Genomic DNA, 7054 nt, shown 5'->3' on the forward strand with positions numbered 1-7054 from the left:
TGCTACTTTTGCAAGAGGTCTATTTTTTGATGATTTACAGGTTTTATATTTTCTTTTGACCACTGCTCTATTTTCCCGCAAGTAGGACGATTCCAAAAATGAGATTTCACAATGAATGTTTGCTGTCCGTCAGTATTTGGAAAGATATCATCTAGGTATTTAGCATGGTAAATTTGAGTATCATTATTACAACCTGTTAGATATAAGCAAATGATAATTAGACTACAGAGAAATTTTGACACTGTGAACCGCCCCGACTATATCGGAGAGTGATTTACTTGAGTCAGGCAGCAATGCCTGACAGGGTTAAATTATCATAATACCGCTTTTCAAAATCAAAAGGTGACACATAACCAATCCTACTATGTAGTCGTGTTTTATTGAACCAATCTACCCACTCAAGGGTTGCCAGTTCAACATCATTTACACAGTTCCAATTCTCTTTTAAATGATGGATTACTTCAGTCTTATAAAGGCTATTGACCGTTTCAGCCAATGCATTGTCGTATGAATCGCCTGTTGTACCGACAGAGGCAATCACACCGCAGTCAGCCATCTTCTCAGTGTAGCGAATGGATAAATACTGAACGCCTCGATCACTATGATGAATCACGTCTTTGGGATTATTTCTATCGGTTATCGCTTGATTTAATGCTGCCATTACCATATCAGTGTTCATACGATTCGATACTTTCCAGCCGACAATAGCGCGAGCAAATGCATCGATGATAAAAGCGGTATAAACCCAGCCGCTCAATGTCTTGATATAAGTAAAATCTGCAACCCACAGCTGGTTAGGACGATGGGCGCTAAAGTTACGATTGACTAAGTCATCAGCGCGCTTTTGATCATCACGGCTGTTGGTGGTAATCTTACCCTTACCGCGCCAGACACCTTTTAAGCCGTGCTGGCTCATTAAACGTTCTACGGTACACCGAGCAACCTTTAACCCGTCAGCTTTCATCTGCCGCCAGACTTTGCGAGCACCATAGCGGCATTTGCTGTCCTGCCAGATGCGTCTGATTTCACTGAGGTAAAAGTCGTCATGCTGACTGCGCAGTGAACGCTTTTCAGGGCAGCACTCTAGGTCTTTAGCACGGTGATAGGTTGACGGGGCAATCGGTAGTACTCTACAAATCAGCTCGATCCCATAACTACCTCTATAGTCATCAATAAACTGAACCATTATCTGGGTGGACGGCCCTTCTCCGCCTGGGCGAAAAAAGCAGCAGCCTTACGTATAATCTCATTGGCTTGCTTGAGTTCTCTATTCTCTCGTTCAAGTTCTTTGATACGCTCTTTGTCACTTTGAGCCTGCACTGAGGCGGGAATAGTTTGGTCTATGTGCTTTTTATGCCAAGATCGCAGTGTCTCAGGCGTACAGCCAATCTTTGACGCTATGGCTTGAATGGCTGACCATGTAGAAGGATAGTCGCTCGACGCTTCAATCAGCATGCGAACGGCGCGTTTTTTAATCTCAGGAGTGTAGGTTTGTCTTTTCATTGTCGTATTCTCTCAGAATATTAAGTCTCCGACAATCCCGGGGCGGTTCACCATTTGAAATATTTCGCCATCCGCATCGTAGATAACATAAGGTCTACCCGATAAAGCATTTTCGGTTTTATCTTGCATCACAAACTGTAAGTTGTAATCACCCATTGCTTCATTAAAGGATTTTTGTACTTCTAGCCTTATTGCCTTCGCTTGCTCAACTCCCATCACATCAAAGTCCGACTACTAAAACGTTTGCTGACTAGCAATTAACTTAACTCCGCAGCTGGTCACATTACCGCCGCGTGCGATGGGTGCACTATCGACGATAAAGGATGGTTCACCACTAAGAAAGGTGGTAACCTTTTTACATTTTTTACAAATGACTTTATAGCCCTTACGAGCGACAGGGATAATGTTATGAATGGTATGCGGTGAGCCAGTGAGAAGGGTTCCATCACTGCTGGAATTTTTATATTTAAAATAAGGTTTGGGGTAGTATGCTAGTGAGGTCAAAGCTACTTTAGACAGAGTGATTAGGTAACTTATAAGTTATTGGCTCATTTTTTCAATATCGCCTAATGTAAGACCAGTTTCCTGTGTGCTATAAATGACGATATCTTTATCATCGATTTTACCATTCATAACCAATCTACCTATTCGATTGCTTGCTTCTTGGTTTCCCTGATCAGCAGCCTTTTTGTACCACTCAAAAGCTTTGTCATAATCTTGCGGCACGCCATAACCATGTTCGTAAAGATCACCGATATTAAATTGTGCTACATCTAATCCTTGATCAGCGGCTTTGGTATACCACTGCATTGCTTTTTTATAATCTTGTTCCACACCAATACCTTCATGATACATGACGCCTATATGATGCTGAGCGTCTGCGTCCCCTTGGTTAGCAGATCGTTGAAGCCATTTAAATGTTTTTAGATCATCTTTTTCAACAGTGATACCTTCATGGTACATAACACCGAGATTGAATTGAGCTTTAGAATACCCTTGGTTAGCAGCTTGTTGGAACCACTTAAATGCTTTTTTATAATCTTTCTCAACAGCAATACCTTCATAATACATAGTACCGAGATCATATTTAGCAGGAGCATAATCTTGATCAGCAGCTCTTTTAAATAGGCTAAAAGATTTTTCATAATCCTGAGGAACTGAGTTACCCTCATAGTAGGCAAGGCCAAGTTCGTATATCTCAGCAGGAGTGCTTTGATTTGACAGTATAGGAGTGTTTGATGACTCCGCTGAACAAGCAGAAACGATTAATATATTTGATAATAAAGTAGCTAATAGTAAAGACTTAATTAGAGTAGTAGTTTTTCTTTGATACATTAGATATCCTTTTAACAGTTTATTTTTTATATGTTCTCGTTATTAAATTTTAGAAAGTGATACTAATTATTTAGTTCTATATCGCTAGAATTCTCATACTGTTCTTCAATCAAATCATAACAAGGTGAACTATAGTCATAGAGAAGTTCAATCAGTGTTCTAACTTTAGTAGACTTGTAATCAGGGTCTTTTTGCATATCTGTCATATACAAAAGTATAGTGGCTTTATCATTGCATAAGATTTGGATATTTTTAGCTATCTCATCAGATTTTACTGTAACTAAAGCTGTATAATCGTGCTTTTCCATTCGATTAGTCATATCTGTCCAACCTCTTTCGATCAGACTATGTTTTAGCCTTAATAATTTACCTTCATTAAAGTCGTAACCGTAATACCAAGAATAAAACCAAACCTCACGGTTAGTATAATCATACTCACTTTCATCAAAGTTTAGAAAGATCGCGATTTTACTCATTTCGGAAAGCAACCAACCTTCCTTCTCTGTTAGTTCTTGTCGATATACTTCAAGCTCTTTGTTCGGTTCTGTTTTAATAGATAATATGAAGAAAACAAAAACGAAAGCAATAAATAAGATATGGGATAACTTGTATTCTTCACCTCTTATTTTCACTGATTATTTTCCTACATACTTGATTATATTTCTTGCAGAGTTGTATTTCATGTTAGTTGCTTCTTCCATATTTGTAGAGCCTTTACTAGCACCAATAGAAGAGCTGCCATTATAACCTTTAATGGTCCAACCTTTACCAACACTACCGCTTGCTGCAAAGGTCGTACCATCATCAGTCGTTTCAATGGCAGCAGTTGCTGGACCAACTTCAATAGAATATGAATGTCCTTTACCTGATAGGATGGCATCTGTAGCTCTAGCGTCATCTTTAATGTTACTACTTATAATACGTCCAACCCCTACCTGAACACTAATGGATGGCGCCTTATTAGTATTGACATTAGCATTTGCGATTGCAGGTTCATATACTTTTCCGTTATGAACGTTTACAGACATTCCTATATCAATACCAAAATGTTTAACGCCTGCGCCACCTGCTATATATACAAAGTCTACGTTCGATCTTTGACCGAATCGTAGCATGGCAGTTGCTGCCGAGGCCTTAGTTCTTTGGGGAAAATCCTTTAATCCAGCTTCTATAATACCAAGATTAATAACCATGGCATTTTTAGTGTGCTTAGCAACACCAACTGTGTCTTTTACTAATTTATTTCCTCTATCTTTGTACCCTTCTGCAGTTGAATTTAAGCTTTCAGATATGCCTTTACTAACTTCATCTGCCAGTGCCATTGCTTTGTTTTGATTACCTTCTTGTTCATACCAAGGAAGATTAGAGTTAACGCCATTGCTCTTAGATTTTTGCTTTTTAGACATCATCCGATTTTCAGTGGAATCCCACTGCACATTAGGGTTATGGGGGTTATAATCTCCAAATCCTGAGATATTTGCTGATAAATTACTCGGGTTATCTGCTAAGTCGTAACTACCTAAATAGTTGCCTTCACTATCAAACTCATCGACTTTGATATTGCTAGCGTTATTTTCGGAATAGAGCTCAAGGACTTCAACAGCAAAGTGAATCTCTTCAGGTTCTTCCTCATCATTCTCTACAAATGAACTACTCATATCCGACTTCGGAAACTGCAAAGGCGCTGCCTGCGCAATACTGCCTACATCAAAACCTGACTCCGCAAATGACTGCTGACTAGCAATCAGCTTAGCACCGCAGCTGGTGACATCGCCGCCACGTGCAATAGGTGCACCATCGACAACAAAGGATGGGTCGCCACTAAGAATAGTGGTCACCTTTTTGCATTTTTTACAGATGACTTTATCGCCTTTACGCGCGACAGGGATACCGTTATGAGTGGTGTGCGCTGAGCCGGAGATGACCGTCCCACCGTGAGAGGTCTTTGCGCCGACGGTGATATAGGCTGCCATAGTGCTACCTTGCTTAAACGTTTAAAGTTTGGACTTTTATAGCGGAACTATTATTTGCCTGACATTATAGATGGCTAAAGCGTAAAATATCAAACTTAAGTTTGTCTAAAGTCATGATTTATACGGCAAGCTCAGTCAGCGTAAAGCATAAAAGCGTTTGAGCAATTGGATACAAGAGGAAATTGAGTCTCTTTATTCATTATTAATAACAAGCAAAAATCTAACCTTCCATTTCCCTAAGCAGCCACACAGACACGTCATCAATCTGCGCTGCCAAATCAGGATGAGTCTTACCTAATTCGTCCAACTTGGCTTTAATAGGTTCTTTATTATATTTAACGCCAGTCAGGGCATCTTTTAACTGGTCAATCAGTTCAACGTTTAGCGCATCAGAGAAAATAACCACATCGCGTATCACTGCTTGCTTCACATCAAGGTGCAAGTCAATAATACCCCAATCAAAGCGTGTCTCAATATGATGGGAAAATTCAGGTGTTTTGCCAAAGCGCCAACCCCAATCTGCCATTTGCTGATAATATTTATTGAGTGTCGGCTGCTGCGCGAGACTGGCTTCATCCAATTCTTCTACTGGCGTAGTGTCGCCATAATCTTTGTCGCGATAGTATTCACAAAACGCCTCGATAATCGCATCAGATAAAGTCTCGTGATTGATGTCTTCATTAAACTCAACCAAGTTAGCGACGCGCGCACGCACGGACTTGATGCCTTTGGCTTTTAGCTTAAGCGGATGCGGATTGAGATAATCGCCGAGCTTCTGCATATTGGCGTTCACGAGTAATGTCCCGTGATGAAAGCTACGACCGGCTGCATGTTTAAAGGCGCTGCCTGATATTTTCTTATCACCGACTTGCATGTCATTACGACCTGATAAATCCGCGTCTATGCCTAACTTTTTTAGCGCATTGATGATGATGGTAAAGTTCGCTGCTTGATCGTAGTCATCTTTGGGTGATAAAAAGGTAAAGTTGGTATTGCCCAAATCATGAAATACCGCGCCGCCGCCACTCTGTCGCCGCGCCAAAAACACCTCGTCCGCTTCCATCTTATCGATTTTGCATTCTACCCATGGGTTTTGCGAGCGCCCAATGACCACGGTTTCGCTATTGCGCCATAAGAATAGCGTGTGCGAGTCTGGGTCGAGCGTATTAAATATCCAGTCTTCGGTCGCGAGGTTAAACCAAGGGTTGGTCACGGCTGATTTCAAGATACGCAGTTTCATTGTTTGTCCTTTTTTTCGAATGGTTTTTTATATTGAACGTTATAAATAGATAATGACATTGTTGCCGATGCGAGATTGGAATTCAATGGCTGTGTGGTAGGTAGGATAATTTTGAGAAATAGATTTATAAGTTCTTGAAGAGTGGTTAGTTGTGGGAGCTAATCCTACTATTCGCTTGTATCTAACTTGTCGATGGCGTGCGGACTAATTTGTCTGGTGGCGTTCCAACATTCGAGCGACTGCCCACAGCCATAGTCCGCATCGCCATCGTCTGCGTTAGGATACCGCTACTATCAGGGCTAAAACGCTTCTGAAATTGACCAGTAATTGTTTGAGCAAAGCTTGAACGTAATTTTGAGTTTGGCGTAGGGTGGGTTAGCTCAAGCGTAACCCACCATATAGTTCCAAGAAAGACAAGTTATATACAAGACTAAATTAATATAAAAGGTTAAGCTTACAAAAGTAATTTTACTGTTAATAGATATGGAACCACATGATTTTATACAAATACATGTCATTATCAGGTGCGATGAAAGCTATCGAAACGTCATCTATCGGTTTTACGCACCTAGAAGATTTTAACGATCCTTTTGAATGTACTGCTTTTGGTTTTAAAGAGAAACCGAATTTTATGGTAAGTCCTCAAATAGCTCAAAACGCTTGTAAAAATAGATTCTCTCGAGGATATGCCGTATTGTCTTTGACCAGACAACCATTAAATTCATTAATGTGGTCTCATTATGGGGATTCTCATCAAGGAGTTGTTATTGGAATTGATGTTGACGAAGCCAACTTCCATTCACTTTCCGATAATTTTATCCCATATCAGCTTGGTGAAGTAATATATACAAAAACTAAACCACAGAATGATTTAGATATAATTAATGATAATGAGTTAATGGATATTGGCAAAAATATTCTGTTCGAAGGAAACTTATTCAACCTTGCAAAAAGAGCTTTTTTATACAAATCATTAGATTTGTAGTGGTCAACTAATTTCGGA

8 protein-coding genes and 1 other annotated feature are annotated in these 7054 nt (G+C 40.0%); of the genes, 1 reads left to right on the forward strand and 7 read right to left on the reverse strand.

Annotated elements, in window-relative coordinates; translation table 11 throughout:
- Positions 1-283: 283 nt before the first annotated feature.
- The 7 genes from B2575_RS07345 to B2575_RS07370 form a co-directional block, all read right to left on the reverse strand.
- Positions 284-1503 (reverse strand): IS3 family transposase gene (locus B2575_RS07345; RefSeq protein ID WP_414707425.1). Its coding sequence is split into 2 segments (ribosomal slippage): positions 284-1227 and positions 1227-1503, totalling 1221 coding nucleotides; the frame shifts between segments, so codons are not numbered across the junction.
- Positions 1112-1228 (reverse strand) — a sequence feature (AL1L pseudoknot). (Overlaps the previous gene by 117 nt.)
- Before the next feature lie 12 nt (positions 1504-1515).
- Positions 1516-1722 carry a hypothetical protein gene (locus tag B2575_RS07350; protein WP_296240905.1) on the reverse strand — a complete coding sequence of 69 codons (207 nt, stop codon included), beginning with the start codon at positions 1720-1722 and terminating at the stop codon, positions 1516-1518.
- Positions 1723-1737: 15 nt separating this feature from the next.
- On the reverse strand, positions 1738-2007 hold the full coding sequence (locus tag B2575_RS13595) for a PAAR domain-containing protein (protein ID WP_404641435.1): 270 nt from the start codon (positions 2005-2007) through the stop codon (positions 1738-1740).
- 36 nt (positions 2008-2043) lie between these two features.
- Positions 2044-2838 (reverse strand): tetratricopeptide repeat protein, encoded by a 795-nt coding sequence (locus tag B2575_RS07355; protein WP_296240908.1) that lies wholly within the window; start codon positions 2836-2838, stop codon positions 2044-2046.
- Between the two features lie 62 nt (positions 2839-2900).
- Positions 2901-3470 carry a hypothetical protein gene (locus B2575_RS07360; protein WP_296240910.1) on the reverse strand — a complete coding sequence of 190 codons (570 nt, stop codon included), beginning with the start codon at positions 3468-3470 and terminating at the stop codon, positions 2901-2903.
- Positions 3471-3473: 3 nt separating this feature from the next.
- Positions 3474-4811 carry a PAAR domain-containing protein gene (locus tag B2575_RS07365; protein WP_296240912.1) on the reverse strand — a complete coding sequence of 446 codons (1338 nt, stop codon included), beginning with the start codon at positions 4809-4811 and terminating at the stop codon, positions 3474-3476.
- A gap of 220 nt (positions 4812-5031) precedes the next feature.
- On the reverse strand, positions 5032-6051 hold the full coding sequence (locus B2575_RS07370) for a lipoate--protein ligase (RefSeq protein ID WP_296240914.1): 1020 nt from the start codon (positions 6049-6051) through the stop codon (positions 5032-5034).
- 493 nt (positions 6052-6544) lie between these two features.
- On the opposite strand from B2575_RS07370, the gene B2575_RS07375 reads away from it, so the two are divergent.
- Entirely contained in the window at positions 6545-7036 is a 492-nt protein-coding gene (locus B2575_RS07375; protein WP_296240916.1) for a DUF2971 domain-containing protein, read from the forward strand.
- Positions 7037-7054 lie beyond the last annotated feature (18 nt).

Origin of the sequence: Psychrobacter sp. UBA6739 (assembly GCF_002453835.1) — a bacterium.
Taxonomy (GTDB): Bacteria; Pseudomonadota; Gammaproteobacteria; order Pseudomonadales; family Moraxellaceae; genus Psychrobacter; species Psychrobacter immobilis_A.

Excerpts from the sequence above, each read along its gene's own strand:
- B2575_RS07370 (WP_296240914.1), bottom strand. The coding sequence starts at position 6,051 with ATGAAACTGCGTATCTTGAAATCAGCCGTGACCAACCCTTGGTTTAAC.
- B2575_RS07375 (WP_296240916.1), top strand. The coding sequence starts at position 6,545 with ATGATTTTATACAAATACATGTCATTATCAGGTGCGATGAAAGCTATC.
- B2575_RS07365 (WP_296240912.1), bottom strand. The coding sequence starts at position 4,811 with ATGGCAGCCTATATCACCGTCGGCGCAAAGACCTCTCACGGTGGGACG.
- B2575_RS07355 (WP_296240908.1), bottom strand. The coding sequence starts at position 2,838 with ATGTATCAAAGAAAAACTACTACTCTAATTAAGTCTTTACTATTAGCT.